Below are 26,051 nucleotides of genomic sequence, written 5' to 3'. Positions count from 1 at the left end.
GCACTTGTAGCGCGCCATCAGCGGAATTCGCACCCGTATTCCGGTAGCACCTCGCATGTTCATATGAATACGTCGCTCGAGGATGGGCGGTTTAGCATCTGAGGAAACCATGACGACGCTTGCCTTTCAGGCACCCGGATTGCCAACCCGGTTCGACGGCTTCCGCGTCGAATTCAGTCCGAAGAACTCAAGTGCCGAAATCGTTCTCGACCGGTCGCCCTTCAACCGGATGTCCCTCAAGCAATGCGAGCAGATACGTCACGTATTCGAGACTCTGGACGCTGACGCGGCCGTCCGCGTGATCGTGCTGCGCGGCGCGGGCGAACACTTCTCCAGCGGGAACTTCAAACACGAATGTATTGACGTATCGACAGACCATGAGTCGCGGCTCGCGTGGGCGCTGAGCTCACCATCGCGCTGTAGCAAGCCGGTCATTGCCGCAAACAGAGGTTACTGCTTCGGCGCGGCGTTCGAGTTGTCTCTTGCGTGCGACCTTCGGCTCGCCACGGAAACGACACTTTACGGACTTCCCGAGCAAACCACGGGCCGGGTCGTCGGCTTCGAAAGCGCGGCGTGCCTGCGTGGCTTGATCGGCACCGGGCGGACAAAGGACATCGTCATGCGCTCCCGACTGATATGTGGGGTGCAGGCCTATGACTGGGGCATTGCCACTGAATTCGCGATGGACAGCGAACTCGAAGACGCAACGAATGCATTGGTTGGAGAACTGCTCGAGCTGCCATCCGATCGGCAGCGCGCAGCGAAGAAACTATTGAACAGCGTCGAGGCCGCACAGTTCTCGCTCGGATTTGCGCTCGAGCAGCACGGTTAGCGGTGCATCAACGGTTTTGCCTTCGGCCCCGACGTCACGCCAATCAAACCTCATCGTCAGGCAGCTGGCAAACCTGGTGGTAAAAGGTCTGGATATCGGCGAAATAAAATGGCCGGAACGCCCCGTAGACGTTTTTCCAGTCCGGCATGTAGCTCAAGAGATGTTCCCGAAATATTGTCGCGACGTCCGGACTGAGATCCTTGCGTACGATCAGAACCGCGGGTACGCAAGTATCATATTGACCGATGACCTTCGTCGTCTGCACGTTCGCGGGTGTCATCTTCCATACGTCTTCCAGAATCATCGTTGCGCGAATGGACTTCGCGACAACCGCATCGACCCGGTCCTGCCACCCCGCAACCTGCTTGAGTTCGAAGAAGGTTTCAAGCTTCTTACCTTTCTCGTTCAACATGATGGCAGGCGGAAAGAAACTGGAAGAACACGACCTGTTCAGGTATCCGTACGTCGATCCTTCAAGGTCGTCGAGCGTATTTGCCTGATCGTCGTGACGAAGCACAAGGAGCGTGCGTTGAGCCGGTTGACCCGAGAACTTCGATGTTGCGATGACGAGTCCGCGATAGTGCGGATTACCCTTTCGCATCATCACGCAGAAACCCGCCCCTGGAACGTAGGCCATATTCGGGCTGCCCGCCTCGAGCGACCGGTTCATCTCCGGAATGTCCGTCGTCACCTCGGCGTTCATGCCTGCCTCTGACAACAGACTTTTCCAGGGTTCCGCGGTAACGGGAAAATCCAGATTCCTGTTCAGAAGAAACGTCAGATTCAGCTTTGCCATGGCTGCCCCCTTTCCTGTGCGAAGACATGAGGCCGAAGTCATTCTATGTGGATCGGCAAAGTAGCGATGACGAAAATAATATGCTTTTTGTCGAACTGCACGTTTCTCAGCTATCTGAAAACGTAGGCATTGAAAGCGCTTATCAAGTTACGGATTGCCTGCCCGAGGTCGTCTTCGGCAACGCCGGCCGGTTGAGCCGCCGGTGACTGCCAGGCGGTCCGGGAGGCCAGCGCGTGCAGCAGCTGTATGGTCATCGCGTCGTAGCCGTCGGCCCTTTGGCGATCAACCGTGTCGGGGTCGCCTTCCCGCAGGACCTCGAGCACGGCGGCAGCACCGCAAACCGAGCGCAAGGCCACGATGACGTCCCGCAGGCGCTCGAGCCACGCGGATCGCCAACGTCCCTCCAGCAGCATGCGCTCTCGTGCCGCTTCCAGGCGAGTGCTCGCGAGTCCGGCATCTCGTTGCAGGTCATCCAGCGTGGTTGCCGAGCCGGCGTCGAGGCGCAGCGCGGCTGACGCGAAGCGCATGTTGGCAGAAATCGCCGCGGAAACGGCTGCGGTAAGCGCGTCGCTGCTCCGCTCGGGCCACAGGAGGAAGCTGGCCGCCACGCCCACGACGGCACCAATGATTTCATTGAAAAAGCGTGCAGCAATCAAACCGCCAGTCGGGTGAATGAAGTTGGAAACCAGCATGAACATGGGACAGAGAAAGACCACGAACAACCCGTAGCTCACCAGCCTCGAGGCAATGGCCGCAGCGGCAAGCGGCAGGATGGCGACGAGCACGGCACCCGGACCCGGCAACGTCGCCAGAAGTGCCGCGGCAATCAGTCCGCCAAGGAGGCTGCCGATCGCTCTCTCCAGAACGCGCAGCCAGGTGTTGGAGGAAATCGGTTGTGTCACGATGATGGCCGCGAGCGCGCCCCAATAGGCGAGCGCGACGTTCAGCCAGGTGCCGATGACAAAAGCGACCACGGTTGCCATCGCAACTCTCAGGGCGTGGCGCCAAACCAGCGAGTCCACGATCTGGCGGGAACGCGCTTCGGCGACCGGAGACGCCTTGCTGCCGACGACCGGGGCGAAGCCGCCCTCAGCGAGGCGGACAATGGCGCTCGCCGCAAACGTCACGGATCGCGCTGCCATCTCGTCCCGACCGACAGCCTGGCGCACGAGCGCGTTCGACTGCATGACCAGCGCATCGGGCAGCGGACGATCCAGCAGGGCATGGGCGCTCAACCCCTTTAGCACCTCCTGCAGTCCTTGCAGCAGGTGCCGCGATTTCGCGCTGAGGGGCGCCTCGGCAATGCGCCGGGAATGACCGAGGGCAATCAACGCGGAAAAGATTCTGGCCGCCGTGTCGATATACACCCCGAGACGCGATCCACTGCTGGTGTCGAGCGCCGCCAATGCCCTTCCCCGTTCGATCGACATGCGTACGCCCCGGCGGTGCACGGTATCGAACTCCTCCCAACCGGTGACATTCATACCTGGGAGAGGATCCAGCGCCAGCAAAAAGCCCGCCATGAACTCCAGTCTTCCGAAGACCGTCGACAGCATCAGATTGGCGGACTGCCGGAACGGAATCGGCCAGAGGAAGACGCAGAACAGCATGGTCCAGACGGAACCAAGCAGGAAATATCCGGCCAGTTCGAGGGCGCCGGGCAAAGGTCTGGCCAACGCAACCCCAATGACGACGGCGAGCGAGGCAACGAGACCTGCCTGCGTAGGCATCGGGCCAAGCGCCGGTTTGTAGGATCGTGCCAGTCCGCACAGGAAGACCAGGACGAACAACGTGACGAGGCTCGCGATATAGCCCCAACTCGCGGCGTAGGCAGCGAGCGGCATGACGATGCCCCCCAGGATCGTGAAGGTGCCCATCGCCTTGAGGCGTGCGGCTTTCTCCCCTTGGGGATCGCACAGGCAATTCCAGAACGCCGCGACGGCGCCCAGCGCAACCTCGGGTCGTGCCAGCAGCATTGCCGCGGCCAGCATCGGCGCCATCGCGAGGGCGGCACGCACGCCCTCCGCAATCGCCACGCGCTCGGGCGTGACGGCAAAGACATGGCCTTCCGCCCTGGAAGTCCGGCGACTGACGATCGAGACCAGCCTGGCAAGGTTGTCCATGACGCCTTCGCTTTATGCAGACGTGGAACTGGATGGCATGACACCGCGTCGTCGAGAAATGGCGGCCCGGCGCGCTCGCGCGCTTTCGAAGCGCGCTTAGCGTAGCACGGAAAGCCGGGCAATTCGTGCGCGAGTGCGCCTGCCAGGTGGCGTGTGGGCCCTGCAGACCGTAACCGCGATCGACAATCTATTGATGCGCTACGTACGGCTTGACCATTTTCCTGGGATCGACGATCTGGTCGAATTGCGCTTCAGTCACATAGCCGAGTTTCAGGGCGGCCTGCTTGAGCGTGAGATCGTTGTCGTATGCATAGTGCGCGATCTTCGACGACTTGTCATAGCCGATAACCGGCGAAAGTGCCGTCACGAGCATCAGCGAGCGGTCGACATCTTGCTGGATTTTCGCCAGGTTCGGCTTCGTCCCTTCCACGAGGAACTTGCGGAAGTTCGTGCATGAGTCACTCACGATGGCGATGGAATGCATGATGTCAAAGATGATCAGCGGCTTGTAGACGTTCATCTCCAGATAGCCGCTTGCGCCCCCGATCCCCGTTGCCACATCGTCGCCGATCACTTGCGTCGCGACCATCGCGAGCGCCTCGGCCTGCGTCGGATTGACCTTACCCGGCATGATCGACGAGCCCGGCTCGTTCTCCGGAATGATCAGTTCTGCGAATCCGGCGCGCGGCCCGCACGACATCAGCCGAATGTCGTTGGCGATCTTGTAGAGGGAGCACGCGAGCGTGCGCATCGTGCGCGCCTTGCACGGTGAACTTGTTCGGGGCCGTGACGAACGGGAGATTCGTCAGGCGGGCAATCTCGGCAGCGGCGGCGCCCGCGAATTCGGGCGTGGAATTCAGGCCCGTGCCAACCGCCGTGCCGCCGAGCGCAAGGCGATAGACGCCCTTTAGCGCATCGTCGAGCCGCTCCAGGTTGTCGGTGAGCATGCCCTCGTAGCCGGACCACTCCTGACCCAGCGTGATTGGAGTCGCGTCCTGCATATGCGTGCGCCCGATCTTGACGATGTCCTTCCAGGCAACCGCCTTTACACCAATCGCGTCGCGCAAGGCGGTAACCGTCGGCACGAGCCGCTCCTTGACGTTGATTGCCGCTGCCATATACATGGCGCTCGGAAACGAATCGTTCGACGACTGCGACATGTTCACATGATCGTTCGGATGCACGGGAGTCTTGCTGCCGAGCGGCGTGCCGGCGAGTTGACAGCAGCGATTCGATATCACCTCGTTGACGTTCATGTTGAACTGCGTACCGCTGCCGGTCATCCATACGTGCAGCGGAAACATGTCGTGATGCTGGCCGGCGAGTATCTCGTCGCACACCTTGACGATGAGATCGCGCTGAGTCGCACCCAGCCGCTGTTCCTTGAAATTGACGTTGGCCGCCGCCTTTTTCAGGATCGCGTAGGTAATGATCATTTCACGCGGAATCAGATCGTCGCCGATACTGAAATGCTGAAGCGAGCGCTGGGTTTGCGCGCCCCACAGTTTGTCTGCCGGCACATTGACGACGCCGAGGCTATCGCTTTCCTCACGAAAGCCCGCGGCGGGCTCCGGTTGCTCCGCGCCCTCGGCCGACACCCACGCGGAACTGCCACCCACGGCAAGCGATGCGAGGAGCGTCGTTTGCATCATTTGTCTGCGGTTCATTTGCTTGCCTCTTACGGGTGCTACCCACCCTGTCGAGGAAAGTATGGGACCGTTTCGCGCGTCGATCTTCCTGAAACGCACTGGAATTCAAAGTCGATCGCTTTGCGGGAGTCAATTCAGGTATGCGAATGCGGCAAGGGCCGCGCGAATCCGATCACAATCCGGATTCGCGGCGGCCACTTATCAACCGTGATGCATCAATGGCTATCGAAGTCAGCCGAGAGGCACAAATCGCGTTGGCTTTCGATTTCCTTCGCTTGCGACGGAGTTGGAGATACCGAGTGCCTGCGCGGCGGCGCTAAAGCCCTGGATCAGCCTTGCAAGAAGGCGAGCAGATCGGCATTGACCTTGTCGGCCTCCGTCGTGCACATGCCGTGCGACCCACCCGGATAAACCTTCAAGGTTGCATTCTTCACGATTCTCGCCGTCATCCGCCCTGCAACGTCGACCGGCACGAGTTGGTCGTCGTCGCCGTGAAGGACCAGCGTCGGCACATCGAACTTCTTCAGGTCCCCGGTGTAATCCACCTCGAACTGCTTGACGCATTGATATTGTGCCACGATCGACCCGCCCATCGCCTCGCGCCAGAATTCGTCGATGGTGCCTTGCTCGACTTTTGCATTCGGCCGGTTGAAGCCGTAAAAAGGCAGCGCCAGGTTCTTGAAGAACACGGACCGGTTGCCTGTCAGGTTCTTGCGGATGCCGTCGAATGCGGACTCAGGCAAGCCGTCCGGATTGTTGTCGGTCTTGACCATGTATGGCACGACGGCGCTGATCAGCACGGCCTTGGCCACCCGCGACGTTCCGTGGCGACCGATATAGCGTGCGACCTCGCCGCCGCCCATCGAGTGGCCGACGAGCGTCGCCCCCTTCAGGTCGAGTGCGTTGATCACAGTTGCGAGATCGTCGGCGTAGGTGTCCACGTCGTTGCCCGACGCAGACTGGCCAGAGCGCCCGTGGCCGCGGCGATCGTGCGCGACCACGCGGTAGCCGTTGTGCACGAGGAACAGCATCTGGGCATCCCATGCGTCCGCGTCGAGCGGCCAGCCGTGCGAAAGCACCACTGGCTTTCCGCTGCCCCAATCCTTGAAGAAAATTCGCGTGCCGTCTTTGGCCATGACCGAGTCGGCGGCATGGCGGGAAGCGGTGTGCGTGTGCCCGTTGCCAACGGTCGCTTCTGCCATGGCAACGGCCGGCGCCGCGATTGCCGCGACTGCCGCGCCCGCTCCCGCGGTCAACACGTACCGGCGATCCGATGAATGGTTTGCGCTTGATGTAGCCACGATTTCCCCTTTTTTTCAGGACGATGGTTGAGGCGACCAACACACCATCATGGTATCGAGGCAAACGTTATCGTTCTTTCGGCAACGCACGCATTTTATTCACGGCACCTTCTTGATCCAGACGCCCTGCGCATTGACGAATTCGCGCAAACCAAAATGCGAGAGTTCCCGCCCATACCCGCTCTTTTTCACGCCTCCCACCGGAAGGCGCGGATTCGAAGCGCTAAACCCATTCACGAACACGCCACCGGTTTCGAGGCGTCTGGCGATCTCGCTCGACTTCGCGGTGTCCGACGTCCACAGATCGCTGCTCAGCCCGTAGTCGCTCATATTGGCAAGACGGATCGCGTCCTCCAGATCGTCCGCCACCGTGAGCGCGGCGACGGGTCCGAAAATCTCTTCGTCGAATGCGGCCATTCCCGGCGCGACATCGCCTAGCACCGTGGGCTCGTAGAAAAAGCCCGGGCCTTCGATCAGCTTGCCGCCAAGCAGCACCTTCGCGCCGCTCGCTATCGTTCTCACTACCTGGTCATGCACGCCGTCACGAAGATCGCTGCGTGCGATCGGTCCGATCGTCGTGGCGGGATCGAGTGGATTACCGGCCTTGACTTTCGACGCCGCGGCGACGTATCTGCGCGTGAAGGCTTCCGCAATCGGCCGCTCCAGGATAAAGCGCTTCGCGGCAAGGCACACCTGCCCCGCGTTCTGGAACCGCGCCTCGATGCCGACTTCCACTGCGCGGTCGAGATCGGCGTCCGCGAGCACGATGAACGCATCGGCGCCACCGAGTTCGAGGAGACTCTTCTTGAGCGCCTTGCCCGCGATCGACGCGACTGCGGAACCGGCCCGCATGCTGCCCGTCACCGTCACTGCCGAGGTGCGCGGGTCTTCGATGACCCGCGCCACCATCTCGTTGCCGACGTGCAGGATGCCGAACGCCCCCTTCGGAAATCCGCTCGCCTCGAAGGCTTGCTGAAGCGCATACGCGCAGCCCATGACGTTCGGCGCGTGCTTCAGGATAAAGCCGTTGCCCGACAACATGATGGGCGCCGCGGCGCGCATGACCTGCCAGTACGGGAAGTTCCACGGCATCACGCCGAGCACGGTGCCGATCGGCAGAAAGGACACGTACACGCGATCGCCGTTATCCACGGGCGCGGGCTCGTCGGCCAGAATCGCGGGACCGTGTTCGCTGAACCAGTCCACCGCCGCTGCGCACTTTTCGACCTCGGCACGCGCGGCGCCGATCGTCTTGCCCATCTCGCTCGTCGCCAGCAGCGCCAGCGGTTCGAGTCTTTCACGCAGTGTCGATGCGAGCCGCCGGTAGCAGGTGACGCGTTCCGTCATCGTCGTGGCGCGCCAGCGGCTGGCAGCGGCCGCGTTTTCCGCCAGCATCTGCTCGACTTCGTCAGGCCGCTGAAGCGGGTAGGTCATGATGACCTCGCCCGTTGCCGGGTTGCGCGATACCGATGCATCCTCCAGTGCCGCCACGTCACTCTTCATCGTCGTCTCCACGATAACGTTGAACACGCAACTTTTCCGATTGCCGCTCATACCACGCGTGCGCGCGTATGCCCTGGCGCGACGCGCGCCCGGACCAGAGCATGTTACGTCCAGTGTCTTCCGGGCGCTTTTCGAAGCGCACGGGGAAATGCGCAAGCGCCCGATATACCCTTCGCTCAAGCGGTTTGCGTGACAGGCAGCACGAATTCGAATGCCGCACCGGGCTCTTGCGTCGACAGCAAGGCCAGTGCGCCGTTGTGCGCCTGAATGATCGAACGGCAGATCGACAGCCCCATGCCAATGCCTTCGTCCTTGGTCGAAAAGAATGGCTCGAACAGCCGCTCTCTGGCGTCGGGGGCGACGCCCGGTCCGTTGTCACGCACGACCACGCGCAGTTGGCCCGCGTTCACCGCCTCTGCCGAAACGGTGATCGCCCGCATCTGCGTATGAACCGCTTCGAGTGACTCGATGGCATTCAGAATGAGATTGATCAGGACTTGCTGGATCTGCACTCGATCGCCCGAGACCTCTGGCAGTGCGTGCGAGACGGCGTAGTCGATCGTGATGTGTCTCGTGTGAAGGTCGCGGGCGAGCAGGGTCAGCGTCTCTTCGATAACCTCCGTGATCGAAAATCGGGTCTTCTGCGGCAGTCCGCTCTTCGAGAGCCGGCGTATTCGCGCAATGACGTCCCTGGCGCGAGTGGCATCGCGGATGATTCTGTTCATGGCAATGCTTGCCTCATCGACATCCGGCTGATCGCGGTGCAGCCAGTGCAATGCGGCGGTCCCATAGGTCACGATGGCGGAAAGCGGCTGATTCACTTCATGCACGATAGACGATGTAACCTTTCCGAGCGCATGCACCCGCGCCAGGTGCGCAATCTCCGCCTCGGCGCGGCGCAGGGCTTCCTTGCGCCGCTCTCGCCCGGTCACGTCCATGCTGCTGCACAGGTAGTACAGGTCACCGCTTTCGCTTCGTCGCCCCTCGCCGACGGTACGAAAGTATCGTATTGCATCCTCGTCAACGACTCTGAATTGCACGTCGAAATCCTGTCGCTTCTCTATCGCCCCGGAAATCACCGCTGAAACACGTGGCCTGTCGTCTGAATGCATGGCGTCCAGCAAGCCGCTTATCGTTTGTTTTGTCGTCCCTTTCGCGACGAGTCTGAGCATTGCCCCGATTTTCAGAGCCGGGCTTATTTCACCGGTTTCAATATTCCACCACCAGCTTTCCGTCTCGCTCAGTCTCTGCACTTGAGCGAGCATGGATTCGACTTCCTCCAGCCGAGCTTGCGCGTGCATTCCCTCCCGATTCCCGTCGCGCACACTCCCGGAGCGTCGCCCGGCTTCAGGCAGACGGCCGCGTGACGACCCGACCAATACATCGAGCCACGCGAGCAATTCCGCAAACTGCACGGGATCGTCATCACGCTCGGCCGCGCCTTCGCCTCGATCTCGTGCGCGCCCGCTTGCGGACGCCGGTTCACTGATCAGAAGAATCGGTATCTCGCTGCTCGAACTCCGCAGTGTCGAGACCACGCCGATTCCGGCAACCGTGCCGGGCAGGTTCCGGTTCCAGATGATCGCATCGTAGGTTTCAATGGCAGCGAGAAAGATTCGCTTGCGCCCGGTTTCGGCGAATTCCACGCAATGGCCGGCCTTGAGCAACCCAGCCTCGAGATGGCGGGCAACGCGAACATTGTCTACCGCGAGCAGCACATTCATTTTCGCCCCAGCTACCGTCACCCAGGAATGCTCAACAGCCAGTCTCAACGCTTATCGCGGGGCTACCAGGTCGATCTCGCCCGCCTCGGCGAGCTTGCGGCGGGCGTAATGGCGCGTCGTCTCCAATAGCCGGTAGCGCACGTGGTCGCCGTCCTGCTCGACCGTTACCCATGACTTCTCAACCAGGCTCGCCAGCGCGGCGCTGACTCGAGCCGCCTGAGGTTCCTCGTCGGCCGCAGCCGTCATGGCCGCATCGAGGCTGAACGCGCCGGCGAACACGCCGAGGCGCCGTAAGACGAGACGCTCGACTTCAGTCAGCGATTGATGGCTCCAGTCGAGCGTCGCCAGCAAGCTCCTGTGCCGCTGCGCGCCCGTACGCTGACCGCTGCCGAGCGCGATGAAACGGTCGTCGAGCTGGGCCAGCAGCTCGCGAACGCAAAACGCATCGAGACGCGCGGCCGCCAGTCCGATCGCCAGCGGAATGCCATCGAGCCGGCGGCAGATTTCGGCGACCACGGGCGCGTTGTCGTCGCCCAGCGCGAAGTCGCTGCAGCGAGCCGCCGCCCGCTCCGCAAAGAGCTGGATTGCCGGGTACCGAAGCGCTTCGTTCGCGCTGAGCCCCGCCGATTCGACCGGACTCCCGAGCGGCGCGAGCCTGTACACTTTTTCTCCGGTCGCACGAAGCGGTTCGCGGCTCGTGGCGAGAATTCGCATGCGCGGCGCCGACGAGACCAGCCGCCCTGCGACTGCCGACGCGGCTTCGACGACATGTTCGCAGTTGTCGAGCACGAGCCACAGCGGACGGCTGCGCGAGCAAAAGTATGCCGAGAGCGCCGAGGCGATATTGCTTGAATACGCGGTCAAGCCAACCGCGGTCGCGATCGCGCACGGCACGAAGCGCGGGTCCGCAAGCGCGGAAAGGTCGACGTACCAAACGTCGTAATGGGACGTTTCAACGATCGAGCGGGCGACCGCCAGCGCGACGCTGGTCTTGCCGACGCCGCCCTCGCCCGTCACCGTCATGATGCGCGTACACGGCAGCTGCGCGAGTATGGCTACGATGTCCGCCGTTCGGCCCATCAGCCGCGTGAGGCCCGCGGGCACGTTGTGCGCGGCGCCCTGGCGTTCGCGGGGCCGCGCGTTGTCCGCGAGAGGCGTCCTCGCTCTCACGGGCGCCACAAACCGATAACCCTGCCCCACGACCGTCGCCAGATAGCTTTCACCGAGGCTCGTTTCTCCGAGCGCCTTGCGCAAGGCGGCGATTTGAACCTTGAGATTGCCCTCGTCCACGACGGACCTCGGCCAGGCGCGGGCCATCAACTCCTGCCTCGTCACGACTTCGCCGGCATGTTCCACCAGCACCGCCAATAGCTCGAGGGCACGGCTTCCAATCCGCACGCGCGATTCGCCGTCGAGCAGCAACCGCCGCGCCGGCATGAAAGTAAACGGTCCGAATTCAAACACCGAATCGAATACTGCGCTCGCGCGGCTTGCCTCATGGCGCATAGTTCCCTCAGCAAGCGAGAGCTCGCGCGTCGCGCCATCAATCGTTAGGATTTCGAAAGCAGGTTGAACACAAGGCGCACGCCATTCGGAAGGCGCGCCCGCCGCTTCCGCTGCCTGGCACGAAAGGACGATCTGGCTCATGGCGCTACACGGAAAAAATCACGCTGCCATGTTAGGCCGGCGCAGCTATGCAGAAGGTGGCCGAAACGTTAATCTTATTTAAGGCGACATCTCAACCTTTTCGCATCTCAGTAGCCGCGCGAGTTTGGTCCGGCGAGGCGGCTACGTTAAAAAAATTTAATCTGCCGTCGAAGCCTCACCCGCGTGCTGCGCGCGATAATAAGTGGCCGAAGCGGCAGGATCCTGGGCGCCCGCCCGCCGTGCTTCAGTGGTCTGTGTGACAGCGCGCGTATGGCGCTCGTTGCACTGACCGCGAGTAATGGACATGAAAATACTCCTGGTCGAAGACAATCAGCAGGTGGCAGGCTTCCTGAAGAAGGGCTTGCACGAAACCGGCCATGTCGTCGACTGGGCGGACAATGGCCGCGATGGCATGGCGCTCGCAATCGGGGAGGCTTACGACGCCATCATTCTCGACCGCATGCTTCCTGGCGGCATCGACGGGCTCGGCATCGTTGCGGCGCTGCGCGCGTCGGGCAACAAGGTCCCGGTGCTGATCCTGAGCGCACTCGACGAAGTGGACGAACGCATTCGCGGCCTGAAGGCGGGCGGCGACGACTACGTCGTGAAACCGTTTTCCTTTGGCGAAGTCGTGGCGCGGCTGGAGGCGTTGGCGCGGCGCAGCCAGGACAATCACTTTGATACGACCCTGAAAGTCGGGGAACTCTGCATGGACCTTCTCTCGCGCAAGGTCACACGCGACGGCAAGGCGCTCGTCCTCAAGCCTCGCGAGTTCAAGCTGCTCGAGTATTTGATGCGCCACGCCGAACAGGTCGTGACGCGCACGATGCTGCTCGAAAACATCTGGGAATACCATTTCGATCCGCAAACCAATGTCATCGACGTGCACGTGAGCAAGCTGCGACAGAAGATCGACACCGGGTTTGAGCGCTCCATGCTCCGAACGGTCCGCAATGCGGGTTACATGCTGACGGCCAATCCTTGAATCGAGGCGTCTCTCGCGAGGGCGCAACCATGAGGCTGACGGACTACGATCGAACGAACCTGAGCGACGACGGCCAGTTCGTCCTCTCGCGCCTGCGCAGCCATGGGGAAAGCCAGAGCTGGCTGACCGTTACGTTGTCCGCCTACCGGCCGCTGCCCGAAAGCCAGGAGCGCCTCGAACGCGCCTACCGGATGCGCGCCGCGCTCCAGGACGCGCGTGTTGCCATGCCGCATTCGCTGCTGCAAGACCATGGCAATGTCACGCTCGTGCTCGAAGATCCCGGCGGCATCCCCTTGCGCACCGCGCTCAAAGGCCCGTTCCCGCTCGAACGTTTTCTCGCCGTCGCGACAAACCTCGTCGCGGCGCTCTGCACGCTGCACGACCGTGGGCTCACGCACAACGACATCCGGCCGGGCAACATCCTTCTCGATGAGCAGACGCTGGAAGTCGCCCTCACCGGTCTCGGCCTCGTTTCCCCCGAGCCGCGCGAGCGCCCCGTACGCGATCCGCCCATGCTCGCGAGCGAAGCGCTCGCCTATCTTTCTCCCGAACGCACGGGCCTGATGAACCGATGGTCCGACTCGCGCGCCGATCTTTATTCGCTGGGCGTTGTCTTCCATGAAATGCTCACGGGTCAATTGCCCTATCGCGCGAGCTCCACTTCGGAATGGCTGCACTGCCACACCGCGCAAATGCCCATTCCCGTTTCCGAATGCATGGGCGCCGCCGTGCCCGACCCAGTCAACAACATCATTGCGCGTTTGCTGGCCAAGGACGCCGCACAGCGTTACCAGACCGCAGAGGGGCTCGCCCACGATCTGCGCCGTTGCCTCGACGCCTGGCGCCAGTCAGGCCGCATCGAATCGTTCGAACTGGGCGCGGCCGATTCGCCAGACCAGTTGCACTATCCGTTTCGGCTTTACGGCCGCGAAAAGCAGGTCGAAATGCTCGAAGCGGCGCTGAGCCGTGTGGTCCGGCATAAAGAGATTGTGCTTGCGCTCGTGTCCGGCTATTCGGGAATCGGCAAGTCGACGCTCGTCAACAGCCTGCGCGCGACGTCGGCGTCCAGCTCGCGCGGGTGGTTCGCGTCCGGCAAGTTCGAGCGCTACAAGCGCGATATTCCCTACGCCACGCTCGCGCAAGCATTCCAGGATCTGATCCGGCAGGTGATCGACAGCAGTCCCGCCGCGCGCGAAGGCTTGCGTGCGCGCCTCGTCGACGCGCTCGGCGCAAACGGCGTGCTCATGACCAGCCTGATTCCCGAACTCGAACAGATCATCGGGCCGCAGGCACCGGTTCAGGAACTTCCGCCCCAGGACGCCCGCACGCGCTTTCTCGCCGTCTTTACGCGCTTCATCGGCGCGTTTCCGCATGAAGGACGGCCACTCGTGCTGTTTCTCGACGACCTGCAGTGGAGCGATGCCGCCACGCTCGCCTTGCTCGAACGACTATGCGAGTCCGAAGTGCGAAATGTGCTGCTGGTCGGTGCGTATCGAGACAACGAGGTGGGATTCACGCATCCTCTGAGACAGTCGATCGATTCCATCCGGCAGACCGGTACGCATGTCGATGAAATCATGCTCGCGCCGCTGCAATTCGACGACGTTTCGCGACTGATCGGCGACGCGCTCAAAACCACGCGCACCGAATTGCGCGACTTGAGCAAACTGGTCTTCGAACGAACGGGAGGCAACCCGTTCTACGTCGTGCAGTTCCTGAAGTTCCTGAGCGACGAGCATCATCTCGTGTTCGATCGCGAACGCCGCATCTGGCTTTGGGACAGCGACCGGTTGCGCGCGGCCAGCTTCGCGCAGAGCATCGTCGATCTGATGGTGGAGAAGATCGAACGGCTGCCGGCGCCAACCCAGCAACTGCTCACGCAGTTCGCCTGCCTGGGCGGCCGTGCGAGTTCTGCGCTGCTCGCGCGCATCAGCGGCATGACCGGGTCCGATGTGGAGGCGACACTCGCCGGCGGCGTGGAAGCGGGTTTGCTATATCGCCGCCGCGATGGTTTCGCTTTCGTGCATGACCGGGTGCACGAAGCGACCTACGATCTGATTCACGAGGACGAGCGCGCGCGCGCCCATTTGCGCATCGGCCGCATTCTCGCCGCGCAGGCGCCAACCGACGAGGAGCGTGACGTCTTCGAAATCGTCAACCAGTACAACCGCGTCCTCGCGCTCATCGATACCTCGCAGGAGCGCGAACGGGTCGTCGATTTCAACCTCGAGGCCGGGCGACGCGCTCGCGCCTCATCGGCGTACGGCTCGGCGCTCACCTACCTTGCCGTCGGCAGCGAACTGCTGGGCGAAGACGAATGGGATCATCACTACGCGCGCAAGTTTCTGCTGGAAACGCAGCGCGCCGAATGCGAATTCCTGACCGGCGCCACGGAAAGCAGCAAGGAGCGACTCTCGATGCTCGATCAGCGCGCGCGCACCCTATGCGACCGCGCAGCCATCACGTTCCTGCGCATCACGCTCTATACCGCGCTCGATCAGGTCAACGTGGCTGTCGAAACCTGTCTGAGCTATTTGCGGCATGTCGGTATCGACTGGGTCGCGCACCCCGGTCGCAGCGCCGCTCGCGAGGAATACGACCGGCTTCTCGATGGCATCGCCAACGCACCGATCGAAGCGCTCGTCGATCTACCGTTGCTCGGCGACACGGAAATGACCGCGACGATGAACGTGCTCACGGCCGTGTTGCCGCCGGCATTTTTCAGCGACGAGAATCTCGTCTGCCTCGTGCTTTGCCGCATGGCGAATCTGAGCCTCGCGCATGGCAACAGCGACGCGTCATCGCTCGGCTATGCCTACCTCGGCATGGTTGCGGGACCGCTATTCGACGATTACGACGCCGGCTACCGCTTTGGTCAGCTCGGGCTCGCGCTCGTCGACAAGCGCGGGCTGGACCGGTTCAAGGCGCGCGTCTACATGTGTTTCGCCTATCACGTCACGCCGTGGACCAAGCCCATCCGCACGGGCATTCCGCTGCTGCGCCTCGCATTCGAAGCCGCGAGCGAAGCCGGCGACCTGACCTATATCGGCTTTAGCAGCTGCTGCACGGTCACCACGCTGCTCGCCGCCGGCGAGTCGCTCGGCGAGGTGGAACAGGAGGCGATACGGCGTCTGCAGATCGTCCAGGCGGCAAAATTCGGCCTGATCGTCGATATCATCACGGCGCAACTGGCCTTGATCCGTTCGCTGCGCGCCGGCACGGCCGATCCCGGCGACGAACATGCTCCCTTCTGCGACGATGCGTTCGAGCGGCGACTCGAAAGCGACCCGAGCCTCGCGATCGCCGCCTGCTGGTACTGGATACGCAAGCAGCAGGCGCGCTATCTGGCCGGCGACATCAGGAGTGCGATGGATGCCGGGAACAAGGCGGCCCCACTCCTGTGGACGTCTTCCGGGCACTTCGAGATGGCCGAATTCCAGTTCTTCGCCGCGCTCACGCGTGCACGCTGGCACGCCGAAGCCCAAGGCGACGCGCAAGCGGAGAATCTGGAGAAACTTGCGGCACACCACCATCAGCTCGAACTGTGGGCCAGGTACTGCCCGAGTAATTTCGGTAGCCGCGCGGCGCTGGTGCGCGGCGAAATCGCCCGCCTCCAAGGCCGCGATTTCGATGCAATGCGCTGCTACGAAGAAGCCATCCGTCTCGCACGCGAGTATGGCTTCGTCCACAACGAAGCGCTCGCCCAGGACATTGCCGCGATGTTCTACCTGGAGCGGGGCTTCACGACCATTGCCGGCATGTATCTGCGCAATGCGCGGCTCGGCTGGCTGCGCTGGGGGGCGATTGCGCGGGTAAAAGAACTCGACAGGCGCTATCCCGAGCTGCTTCGGGAGCAAGCCGCATACGGACCGACTCCGGACACCGTAGCCGGCCATATCGACGTCGATACCGTCATGAAGGCCTCTCAGGCGATCTCGGCCGAACTCGTTCCCGGCCGCCTGATCCATACGCTGATGACCATCATGCTCGAACACGCCGGGGCACGGCGCGCCCTGCTCGTTCTGCCGCGCGAGGAAAAGCTGTGGATCGAAGCCGTGGCCGTGGCGACGCGCCAGGGCACGGACGTGAGCATCGAACGCAAACCGGTCTCGCCGCGGGATCTGGCCGAGTCGGTGCTCCATGAAAGCATCAGGATGCGCCGCCAGGTGCTGATCGACGATGCTTCGGCGGATGAAGCCTTCTATGCCGATGAATATTTCGTCGCCAACCGTTCGCGCTCGGTGCTCTCACTGCCGCTCGTCAAGCAGTCGAAACTGATAGGCGTGCTGTACCTGGAAAACGAACTCGCGCCCGGCGCGTTCACGCCGGCAAGGCTCGCCGTGCTCAGGCTGCTGGCTTCGCAGGCGGCGATCTCGCTCGAAAACGCGTCGCTCGAAGAAAAGCAGACGCTGCTCGCGGAAAAGGATGCCCTGCTGCACGAAGTGCATCATCGCGTCAAAAACAATCTGCAACTCATCAGCAGCCTGCTGAACCTGCAGGCCGAACGCGTCGAGGACAAAGCCGTCGCCGAGCTGTTCGCGGACAGCCGCAATCGCGTGCGCTCGATGGCCATGGTTCACGAAAACCTGTACCGCGCGGGCAACTTCGCGCGCATTCCCATGACGGTCCACGTGAAAACGCTATGCGGTCACCTTGCCCGCGTCTACGACATGGGACGGCTGGGCGTCGACATGCAGATCGCCGTCGACGACGTCCAGCTCGACATGAATCGCGCGGTCTCGTGCGGCCTGATCATCAACGAACTCGTCTCCAACGCGCTCAAGCATGCTTTCCCCGCTCAGCGCGGCGGCGTGCTCAACATCGGCCTGCGCGCGCTGGACGGTCATCGCTGTGAGTTGCGCGTGGCGGACGACGGCGTGGGGCTCGCGCCGGAATTCTCTTTCGAGCGCGACGAAACGCTCGGCCTGCGGCTCGTGCACGATCTCGTGCTGCAGTTGCGCGGCAGCGTGGACGTCAGCCAGCAGCAGGGAACCACATTCACGATTCATTTCGACGCCGCCGCCGAACCCTGATCGACACTCGCCATGACCGCACGAATCTTGATCGTCGAGGATGACCGGATTGTTGCGCGAGACATCGCGCAACAACTGACCCGCAGCGGCTACCGCGTGGTCGGCAGCGCGGTGAGCGGCGAAGAAGCGGTTGCGCTCGTGGCGCAGGCACAGAACGGCCTCGCGCCCGAACTGGTACTCATGGACGTGCGGCTCGAAGGCAAGCTCGACGGCATCGACGCGGCGCGGCAGATTCGCGAGCTGTGCGACGTGCCGGTGGTGTTTCTCACCGCCTATGCCGACGACGAAACCGTTCAGCGCGCCACCCAGGCGGAGCCGTTCGGCTACGTGCTCAAGCCATTCGACGACATCCAGCTGCGCACCGTCGTGGAGATGGCGCTCTACAAGTATCGCGCCGAACGGCGCCTGCGTGAGAGCGAGCAGCGCTACGCCGTCACGCTTTCGAGCATCGGCGACGGTGTGATCGCAACGGACGCTGCCGGGCTCGTGACCTTCGTGAACCCGGCAGGCGAGGCGCTGATCGGGTGGCGACGCGAAGAGGCGGCCGGGCGGCCGCTCGCCGGTGTGTTCCGCCTGCTCGACGAACTCACGCGCGCCCCGATTGCGGACCCGATGGCGGCGGTGCTGCGCGACGACCGCGAGCGCGGGTTGCCGGCCCGCGCCGTCCTGCTTACGCCCAGCGACAGCGAAATACCGGTCGAAAGCACCGGTACGCCCATGACCGACGAACGCGGCGAGACCATCGGCGTTGTGATCGTGTTTCGCGACGTGACGCAAAAGCGCCGCGCCGAGGAAGCCGGGATTTTGCGCGAGACGAATGCCCGGCTCGAAATGGCGATGTACGGGTCGAACGTGGGCGTGTGGGAAATCGACATGCCTGAAGGCGACTACAAGCGGGGCTTCGCGCGCTTTTCGAATATCTACGAATGGCTCGGCTTCGGGACGCCCCAGGCGCGTCTCGACTACGAAGCCTACATGAGCGTTCTGCATCCCGACCATCGCGCGAGCACCGACCGCGCCATGGCGACTTTTCTCGCGGACAGTCACGGCATCTTCGAAATCGAGAACAGGCTGCGGCATCGCGACGGTACCGATCGATGGGTGCTGGTTCGGGGGACGGCGCGGCACGACGCGAGCGGCAAGCCAGTGCGCTTCGTCGGCAGCATCGTGGACATCACGCAGCTCAAGCAGACCGAGCAGGCGCTGCGCGCCAGCGAGGAGCGCTTTCGCGGCACGTTCGAAAACGCCGCCGTGGGCGTCGCCCATTGCGATCTGGACGGCCGCTTTCTGCGCGTCAATCAGCGCGCGTGTGAGATCGTCGGCCGTGAGCGGGACGCACTGCAGCGCATGCGGCTGCACGCGCTCGTTCACGCGGAGTATCGGGACGCCAGCGAGGAGAAATTCCGCCTGTTGACGGGAGGGAAAATTGCCCACTGCTCGGAAGAAGTGCCCCTCGTGAACGCCGACGAGGCACTGATCTGGGTTAGCCTTTCGCTCGCGCTTCAGCACGGCACAGCCAGCGAACCCAGCCATGTCATCGCCATCATCCAGGATATTTCGGCGCGCAAGGCGCTCGAAGAAACGGTGCGGATTGCCAAGGAAGCGGCGGAATCCGCCAACCGGGCCAAGGACCAGTTCCTTGCGAACATCAGCCACGAACTGCGCACGCCGCTGAACGGCATTCTGGGATATGCGCAGATGCTGCTGCGCGATTCGGGACTCGATGCGCGGCAACTGGCCGGCGTCGGCGTAATCGAACAGAGCGGCCATCATCTGCTCACACTCATCAACGACATTCTGGACTTCACCCGGCTTGGCGCGGGCAAGCTGGAGCTTCAGGTGACAAACGTGTCGCTGGGCGCATTTCTCGAAACCATCGCCGAGATCGTTGGCGTGCGCGCGCAACAGAAGAATCTCGTGCTCGACTACGTTCCTGCGCTGGACCTGCCCGCCGTGGTGCGCGTGGACGAACGCCGTCTGCGGCAGGTGCTGCTCAACCTGCTCGCCAATGCGGTCAAATTCACCGATCGCGGGGAAATCCGGCTTTCTGTGAGGCCCGGCGAAGCGGACCGGCTGCGCTTCGACGTGCACGATACCGGCATCGGCATCAGCGCCGATCGGCTGGAGGCGATCTTTCAACCGTTCGAGCAGGCAGGCGATAATGTGCGGCGCACCGGCGGTGCGGGGCTCGGTCTCGCGATCAGCCGGCAGCTCGTGCGCATGATGGGCGGCGAGATCTATGTGACGAGCACCGTGGGAGAAGGCAGCACGTTCTGGTTCGAACTCGCGGCGCCCGCTTCCGCGCTGGAGGTCGATGTGTGCGCAACGAGCCTCGAAAGCGGCCGTCTGGACGGCGCGGGACGGTGCATTCTCCTCGTCGACGACGTTGCGACCAACCGGCGCCTGCTCGCCGACGTGCTGGAGCGCACGGGCTTCGAAGTCATCGAAAGCGCGGACGGACGCGACGCGCTCGAAAAAATTGCCTCGAACAAACCGGATCTGATGATCCTCGACACGGTCATGCCCGTGATGGGCGGCATCGAGGTGCTGCGCAGCCTGCGCAAGTCAGTCGATCTCGCGGCCATGCCCGTTATCGTCGTCTCGGCCGACGCATCCGAGCAAAACGCACGCGCCAATATCGAGGCGGGCGCGAGTCTCTTCCTCGACAAGCCGATCGATCTGGCCCAACTGCTCCAGGCGATCGCCGGTTTGCTCGGCATGACACTCCAGCAAGCTGCGTCGCAATCCGACAAGGCGGGCCACCCGGAGCAACCGGCCCAGCCGATCGTCGCACCGCCTCAAAGCGAACTCGCGCAGTTGCACCGCTACGCATTGCTGGGCTCCATGCGCGATATCCATCGGCAAGCCGATCACCTCGTGGCGCTGAACCAGCGATACGAACCATTCGCCGCGCGATTGCGGCAGCTCGCGATGACCTATGAATCGCAGGCCTTGCTTTCCTTGATTGAACGCTATCTCAACAGTGAAGGGAAAGGACAATGGGAGAAATAAAGAGCGATGACGCTCCCGTGGTGCTCGTCGTGGACGACACCGCGGCGAACCTGGGTCTCGTTGTCGAAACGCTCGAAGCAGAAGGTCTGCGCGCGGCGGTGGCGCGTGACGGCCAGGAGGCGCTGCGCCGTGCCGAAATCGTCAAGCCCGATCTCATCCTGCTCGATGTCATCATGCCGGGGCTCGACGGATTTCAAACCTGCCGTGCGCTGAAGGAAAATCCGGTAACACGCGATATTCCCGTCATCTTCATGACGTCGTTATCGCAGACCGAGGACAAGATCAACGGCTTTCGCGTGGGCGCGATGGACTTCGTCACCAAGCCGTTGCAGATGGAGGAAGTTGCTGTACGCGTGCAGACGCATCTCAAGCTGCGCGCGCTGCAACGCACGCAGCAGGAGCAGAACGTGCGGCTCGAAGAGGAGATCAAGACACGCATTCGCGCGCAGGACGCCTTGCTCGAAGTGCTCGGCGCGGTCAAGCACGTCTCGAACGCGATCGCTCACGACCTGCGCACGCCGCTTGCCGAGCTGCGCTCGCGACTCGAAATCCTGATGCTCGGACTCAAAAAGAAAGGCGACGACGAGACGTTGAATCAGCTCGAAGTGGCCGTCGCCGACGTCGACCGTGTCATCGGCATCTTCAATGCGCTGCTGCGCCTCGCCGAGATCGACGCCGGCGTGCGCCGCTCGGGCTTTGTCGAAGTCGACCTGACCGCCATCGTTTCCGATGCGGTCGAGTTCTATCAGCCCGTCGCGGAGTTGCGCGGCATTTCGCTCGTGCTCCATTTGCGCAAGCAAGGCCAGTTGATGGCCGTCGTCGACCCGCTGTTGATGGCGCAGGCGATCGGGAATCTCATCGACAACGCCCTCAAGTTCGCGCAGGAAGGCGGCGAGGTCGCGGTTTCACTCGGCGAGACCCCGGACGCGATCGAGATTACGGTTGCCGACGACGGCCCCGGCATCCCCGTCGCCGAGCGCGCCAGAGTCACCGAACGCTTCTATCGGGGCGACCGCAGCAGAGGGACACCTGGCGTCGGCCTGGGTCTCGCGCTCGTCAAGGCCGTCGCCACGCTCCATCAAGGCGCGCTGGTGTTCGCCGACAACAATCCGGGCCTCACCGCCACCATGACGATGCGAAGAGCGGAATGATCCGCCCTTCGCGCGACGAGGCCCGGCGTCTCGCGAAGGGCGGATCATGCCAGATCGAACCGGTCGAGATTCATGACCTTCGCCCATGCGGCCACAAAATCGCGCACGAACTTTTCCTGTCCGTCGTCGCTTGCATAGACTTCGCATAGCGCGCGCAATTGCGCATTCGAACCGAAGACGAGATCGACGCGCGTGCCGGTCCATTTCAGCTCACCTGTCTTGCGATCACGCCCTTCGAAGATATCCCGCGCCGGCGAACGTGGCGTCCACTCCGTGCTCATGTCGAGCAGATTGCGGAAGAAGTCGTTGGTCAGCGTCTGCGGTCTCTCGGTGAACACGCCGTGAGCCCCCTCTCCCGAATGCACGTTCAGCACGCGCAGGCCGCCCATCAGCACGGTCATCTCCGGCGCGCTCAACGTGAGCAATTGTGCCTTGTCGATCAGCAGGTGCTCGGCAGGCACGCTCCTTGTTCCCTTCAGGAAGTTGCGGAACCCGTCGGCGAACGGCTCCAGTGCTTCGAACGCGTGCGCATCGGTTTGCTCCTGCGAGGCGTCCATGCGGCCCGGCGCGAACGGCACGGTGACATGGTAGCCAGCGTCTTGCGCCGCCCTTTCGATGCCCGCGTCGCCCGCCAGAACGATCAGGTCTGCCAACGATATTTTCTTGCCGCCGGACTGCGCGTCGTTGAACGCACGCTGGATGGCTTCGAGCGATTCCAGCACTTGCGCCAGCTGCGCGGGTTGATTCGCGGCCCAGTCCTTTTGCGGTGCGAGACGTATACGCGCACCATTGGCGCCGCCGCGCTTGTCCGAGCCACGAAACACCGACGCGGACGCCCAGGCCGTCGAAACCAGTTGCGAAACAGAGAGCCCCGAATCCGCTATCTTCTGCTTGAGCACGGCGATGTCGCTTTCGTCGACGAGTTCGTGGTCGACAGCCGGGATCGGGTCCTGCCAGATCAGTTGTTCGGTCGGCACCTCCGGTCCGAGATAACGCGCGCGCGGCCCCATATCGCGATGCGTGAGCTTGAACCAGGCGCGCGCAAACGCATCTGCGAACCGATCGGGATTCTCCATGAAGTGACGCGAGATTTTCTCGTACGCGGGATCGAAGCGCAGTGAGAGGTCCGTAGTGAGCAAGGTCGGCAACAGCTTCTTCGACGGGTCATGCGCGTGGGGAATCATGGCGCTCGCGTGCTTCGCGACCCATTGATGCGCGCCGGCCGGACTCTTCGTCAGTTCCCATTCGAAGCCGAACAGGTTCATGAAGAAGCCCATGCCCCATTGCGTTGGCGTGCCCGTCCACGTGACTTCCAGACCGCTCGTGATCGTGTCGGCGGCGTTGCCGGTTCCGAAGCTGTTCTTCCAGCCCAGGCCCTGGTTCTCGAGACTCGCCGCTTCCGGTTCGGGACCGACATGGCTGGCCGGCGCAGCCCCATGGGTCTTGCCGAACGAGTGGCCGCCTGCGATGAGCGCGACCGTTTCCTCGTCGTTCATCGCCATGCGCGCAAAGGTTTCGCGGACGTCGTGCGCCGCGGCCACCGGGTCGGGGTTGCCCTCCGGTCCCTCGGGGTTCACATAGATCAGACCCATCTGCACGGCGGCAAGCGGATCTTCCAGATGCCGACCGCTCGCCGCGCGGGTCGCTTCCTCGCCATGGATAGCCGCGTCGGCCGCGACCACGCCGTCTTTGCTGTCGTCCCGCGGGGCAGCGCCCTTGCCGTAGCGCAGGTCCCCGCCGAGCCAGGTCTTTTCGCTTCCCCAATAGACGTCCTCGTCGGGCTCCCACGTATCCTCGCGGCCCGCACCGTAGCCGAACGTCTTGAAGCCCATGGTTTCGAGCGCGACGTTGCCGGTCAGGATCAGCAGATCGGCCCAGGAAATGTTCTGGCCGTATTTCTGCTTGATCGGCCAAAGCAGACGTCGCGCCTTGTCGAGGTTCGCGTTGTCCGGCCAGCTATTGAGCGGCGCGAAACGCTGCTGCCCGCGCCCTGCGCCGCCGCGACCGTCACCCGTGCGGTAGGTGCCGGCGCCGTGCCATGCCATGCGGATGAAGAACGGCCCGTAGTGGCCGAAGTCGGCGGGCCACCACGCCTGTGAGTCGGTCATGAGCGCAGCGAGGTCTCTTTTCAGCGCCGCGAAGTCGAGTTTCCCGAAGGCCGCCGCATAACTGAAATCAGGTCCCAACGGGTTCGATCGGCTCGAGTGCTGGCTCAACAGTTCCAGCCGCAGCCGATGCGGCCACCATTCGAGATTGTTGGTCCCGTCTCCCGCCGCATGGGTGAACGGACACGTTGCATCGGTTGACATTCGCTACCTCCTTGCGGGTCCAGATTGATGCACCGGTTTTCCGGCAACATGACCTATTTGCTGCGAATCGCTTCGACGAGACATCGCCATTGTCCCTGCGCCTTCGGGTCGCTCTCGTGGCTGCATTGACAGGCGCCGATGCTCTCCAGGCGCCCGTGGGCTCGCTCATCCGTTGCAGATTCGGCGTTCTTCTTTGCCGTGGCACACGCCTCGACCCGGCTCGCTCCGAGCGCCTCATAGCTCGTTACGGAATACGCTCGAACCGGTCCTGCGGCGCATGCCAGCGTCACGCTCACGGCCACGATGGAACATCGCAACTTCATGTCGCCTCTCTGAGATTCCGGAAAGTGTGGACTGTCCCGTGGAATCTAAAGCAGTTAGCGCAACACCCCCTGCGCGCAGTTTGAATCGGCAAGCCATGCAGATCGGTAACCGCGCAACGCCTACTCAACGGCGAAACGCGGATCGGACTAGACTGCGAGAACTGACCATGAACCCCAGGAGAGCGTCATGAAGGTCTTGCTTATCGGCGCGAGCGGTCGCACCGGCCGGTCGGTCGCGCAAAAACTGCACGCTGCGGCCATGCCTTTTCGTGCGCTGATACGCAACGCGGTAAAAGCCGACGAATTCCTTCGCCTCGGCGCCGATACAGCGATCGCGGACCTCGAGAGCGACTTCTCGCAGGCTTTCGCGGGGATCGACGCCGTGGTCTATGCCGCCGGTTCCGCCGAAACCGAAGGCGCGGATCAGGAGCGTCAGATCGACCGCGACGCGGTCATTCACGCGGCGAACTACGCGACGCAACGAGGCGTGAACCGCTTTCTCGTCGTCAGCGCGTTGCTGGCGTTCGATCCGAAACGCGCGCCGGATACGCTGCGCCATTACGCCGAAATGAAGCAGCAGTCCGACGACTACGTGATTGCCAGCGCCCTGGAGTACGTCATATTGCGGCCCGGCCAGCTGAGCGTGGAGCCCGGCGTCGGCACGATCCAGATCGTCTCGAACGTGGGATCGCCGCACGCCCCGGTGGCGCGCGACGACGTTGCCGAGGTCGTCGTCGAAGCGCTCAAGGCGGGCCTCTCGCGCAAGGTCATCGGCTTCGCGGGCGGCAAGGATCCGATCGCCAGCGCACTCGCCGCGGTTTGACGACTTCAGTGCAAAAGCGAAATAACGCCTCGTTTTACGGAAGCAACGACAGGCACTCCCAAGTCACAATGAGATCTCCTCGATGTCCCCTCAGCGCCCGTCGCCGGGCAAGGAGAAAGTCATGAAGATTCTGGTAGTCCTGACGTCGCACGACCAACTGGGCAATACGGGCCGCAAGACGGGCTTCTGGCTGGAGGAACTGGCCGCACCGTACTACGTGTTCAAGGACGCGAACGTGGACCTGACGCTGGCGTCGCCCAAGGGCGGCGCAGCGCCGCTCGATCCCAAGAGCAACGAACCCGCGAACCAGACCGACATGACTCGCCGCTTCGAGGCCGACGCCAGTGCGAAAGCGGCGCTCGCAAGCACCGCGATACTCAAGGATATTGCCCACGACGCGTTCGACGCCGTTTTCTACCCGGGTGGCCACGGTCCGATGTGGGATCTCGCCGAAGACGCGGATTCGATCTCGCTCATCGAGCGCACGATAGGCGCAGGCAAGCCCGTCGCGCTCGTCTGTCATGCGCCCGGCGTGCTGCGTCACGTAAAGGGAGCGGACGGTGAACCGATGGTCAAAGGCAAGCCGGTGACAGGCTTTTCCAATTCCGAGGAAGCCGCGGTTGGTTTGACACACGTCGTGCCATTTCTCGTGGAAGACGAACTCAAGGCAAAGGGTGGCAATTATTCGAGCGTCGCAGACTGGCAGCCGTACGTTCTCGAAGCCGGGCTGCTCATCACGGGGCAGAATCCGGCATCTTCGGGGCCAGGCGCTCACGCCTTGCTGAAAAAGTTGGACAGCATGAACAAATAGACCCGGCAAAACAGACTGGTTCGAAACGC

15 protein-coding genes and 1 pseudogene are annotated in these 26,051 nt (G+C 62.9%); 8 read left to right on the top strand and 8 right to left on the bottom strand.

Going from position 1 to position 26,051, the window contains the following annotated elements:
- Nucleotides 1–109: 109 nt before the first annotated feature.
- Nucleotides 110–832 carry an enoyl-CoA hydratase/isomerase family protein gene (locus tag AB4Y44_RS13530; RefSeq protein WP_368699853.1) on the top strand — a complete coding sequence of 241 codons (723 nt, stop codon included), beginning with the start codon at nucleotides 110–112 and terminating at the stop codon, nucleotides 830–832.
- A 43-nt stretch (nucleotides 833–875) separates the two neighbouring features.
- On the opposite strand, the gene AB4Y44_RS13525 is transcribed toward AB4Y44_RS13530, so the two are convergent.
- The 4 genes and pseudogenes from AB4Y44_RS13525 to AB4Y44_RS13510 form a co-directional block, all read right to left on the bottom strand.
- Nucleotides 876–1,628: a phosphate/phosphite/phosphonate ABC transporter substrate-binding protein gene (locus tag AB4Y44_RS13525; protein WP_368699852.1), complete on the bottom strand. Its 753-nt coding sequence runs from the start codon at nucleotides 1,626–1,628 to the stop codon at nucleotides 876–878.
- A 110-nt stretch (nucleotides 1,629–1,738) separates the two neighbouring features.
- On the bottom strand, nucleotides 1,739–3,751 hold the full coding sequence (locus AB4Y44_RS13520; protein ID WP_368699851.1) for an FUSC family protein: 2,013 nt from the start codon (nucleotides 3,749–3,751) through the stop codon (nucleotides 1,739–1,741).
- A 187-nt stretch (nucleotides 3,752–3,938) separates the two neighbouring features.
- A pseudogene (locus AB4Y44_RS13515) lies at nucleotides 3,939–5,349 on the bottom strand (class II fumarate hydratase).
- A gap of 380 nt (nucleotides 5,350–5,729) precedes the next feature.
- On the bottom strand, nucleotides 5,730–6,536 hold the full coding sequence (locus AB4Y44_RS13510) for an alpha/beta fold hydrolase (RefSeq protein ID WP_368699873.1): 807 nt from the start codon (nucleotides 6,534–6,536) through the stop codon (nucleotides 5,730–5,732).
- Here AB4Y44_RS13510 and AB4Y44_RS13505 point away from each other — a divergent pair.
- Nucleotides 6,505–6,732: a hypothetical protein gene (locus tag AB4Y44_RS13505; RefSeq protein ID WP_368699876.1), complete on the top strand. Its 228-nt coding sequence runs from the start codon at nucleotides 6,505–6,507 to the stop codon at nucleotides 6,730–6,732. The genes AB4Y44_RS13510 and AB4Y44_RS13505 overlap by 32 nt on opposite strands.
- A gap of 68 nt (nucleotides 6,733–6,800) precedes the next feature.
- On the opposite strand, the gene AB4Y44_RS13500 is transcribed toward AB4Y44_RS13505, so the two are convergent.
- The 3 genes from AB4Y44_RS13500 to AB4Y44_RS13490 all read right to left on the bottom strand — a co-directional run bounded on the left by AB4Y44_RS13500 (nucleotide 6,801) and on the right by AB4Y44_RS13490 (nucleotide 11,434).
- Entirely contained in the window at nucleotides 6,801–8,231 is a 1,431-nt protein-coding gene (locus AB4Y44_RS13500; RefSeq protein ID WP_368699850.1) for an NAD-dependent succinate-semialdehyde dehydrogenase, read from the bottom strand.
- Between the two features lie 149 nt (nucleotides 8,232–8,380).
- Nucleotides 8,381–9,928 carry an ATP-binding protein gene (locus AB4Y44_RS13495; RefSeq protein ID WP_368699849.1) on the bottom strand — a complete coding sequence of 516 codons (1,548 nt, stop codon included), beginning with the start codon at nucleotides 9,926–9,928 and terminating at the stop codon, nucleotides 8,381–8,383.
- Between the two features lie 51 nt (nucleotides 9,929–9,979).
- Nucleotides 9,980–11,434: a winged helix-turn-helix domain-containing protein gene (locus AB4Y44_RS13490; RefSeq protein ID WP_368699848.1), complete on the bottom strand. Its 1,455-nt coding sequence runs from the start codon at nucleotides 11,432–11,434 to the stop codon at nucleotides 9,980–9,982.
- A 445-nt stretch (nucleotides 11,435–11,879) separates the two neighbouring features.
- Between AB4Y44_RS13490 and AB4Y44_RS13485 the strand changes: the two genes are divergently transcribed.
- The 4 genes from AB4Y44_RS13485 to AB4Y44_RS13470 are packed head-to-tail and all read left to right on the top strand — an operon-like array spanning nucleotide 11,880 to nucleotide 21,756.
- Nucleotides 11,880–12,560, top strand: a complete 681-nt coding sequence (locus AB4Y44_RS13485) for a response regulator transcription factor (RefSeq protein ID WP_368699847.1) — start codon at nucleotides 11,880–11,882, stop codon at nucleotides 12,558–12,560.
- 29 nt (nucleotides 12,561–12,589) lie between these two features.
- Nucleotides 12,590–17,593 (top strand): AAA family ATPase, encoded by a 5,004-nt coding sequence (locus tag AB4Y44_RS13480; protein WP_368699846.1) that lies wholly within the window; start codon nucleotides 12,590–12,592, stop codon nucleotides 17,591–17,593.
- Nucleotides 17,594–17,605: 12 nt separating this feature from the next.
- A complete protein-coding gene (locus AB4Y44_RS13475; protein WP_368699845.1) occupies nucleotides 17,606–20,605 on the top strand; it encodes a response regulator in 3,000 nt (999 codons plus the stop codon).
- On the top strand, nucleotides 20,593–21,756 hold the full coding sequence (locus AB4Y44_RS13470) for a response regulator (protein WP_368699844.1): 1,164 nt from the start codon (nucleotides 20,593–20,595) through the stop codon (nucleotides 21,754–21,756). The genes AB4Y44_RS13475 and AB4Y44_RS13470 overlap by 13 nt, the downstream gene beginning before the upstream one ends.
- Nucleotides 21,757–21,800: 44 nt before the next feature.
- On the opposite strand, the gene katG is transcribed toward AB4Y44_RS13470, so the two are convergent.
- The gene (katG, locus tag AB4Y44_RS13465; protein WP_368699843.1) at nucleotides 21,801–24,065 is read right to left on the bottom strand and encodes a catalase/peroxidase HPI; all 2,265 of its coding nucleotides are present in this window, start codon (nucleotides 24,063–24,065) and stop codon (nucleotides 21,801–21,803) included.
- A 510-nt stretch (nucleotides 24,066–24,575) separates the two neighbouring features.
- On the opposite strand from katG, the gene AB4Y44_RS13460 reads away from it, so the two are divergent.
- Together AB4Y44_RS13460 and AB4Y44_RS13455 are read left to right on the top strand one after the other, a co-directional pair.
- A complete protein-coding gene (locus AB4Y44_RS13460; protein ID WP_368699842.1) occupies nucleotides 24,576–25,211 on the top strand; it encodes an SDR family oxidoreductase in 636 nt (211 codons plus the stop codon).
- A 121-nt stretch (nucleotides 25,212–25,332) separates the two neighbouring features.
- On the top strand, nucleotides 25,333–26,022 hold the full coding sequence (locus AB4Y44_RS13455) for a type 1 glutamine amidotransferase domain-containing protein (protein WP_368699841.1): 690 nt from the start codon (nucleotides 25,333–25,335) through the stop codon (nucleotides 26,020–26,022).
- Nucleotides 26,023–26,051 lie beyond the last annotated feature (29 nt).

It is taken from the genome of Paraburkholderia sp. BR10937 (genome assembly GCF_040965695.1).
Taxonomy (GTDB): Bacteria; Pseudomonadota; Gammaproteobacteria; order Burkholderiales; family Burkholderiaceae; genus Paraburkholderia.
The sequence above is the reverse complement of the archived record's forward strand: the minus strand, read 5'-3'. Positions and strand labels throughout refer to the sequence as shown.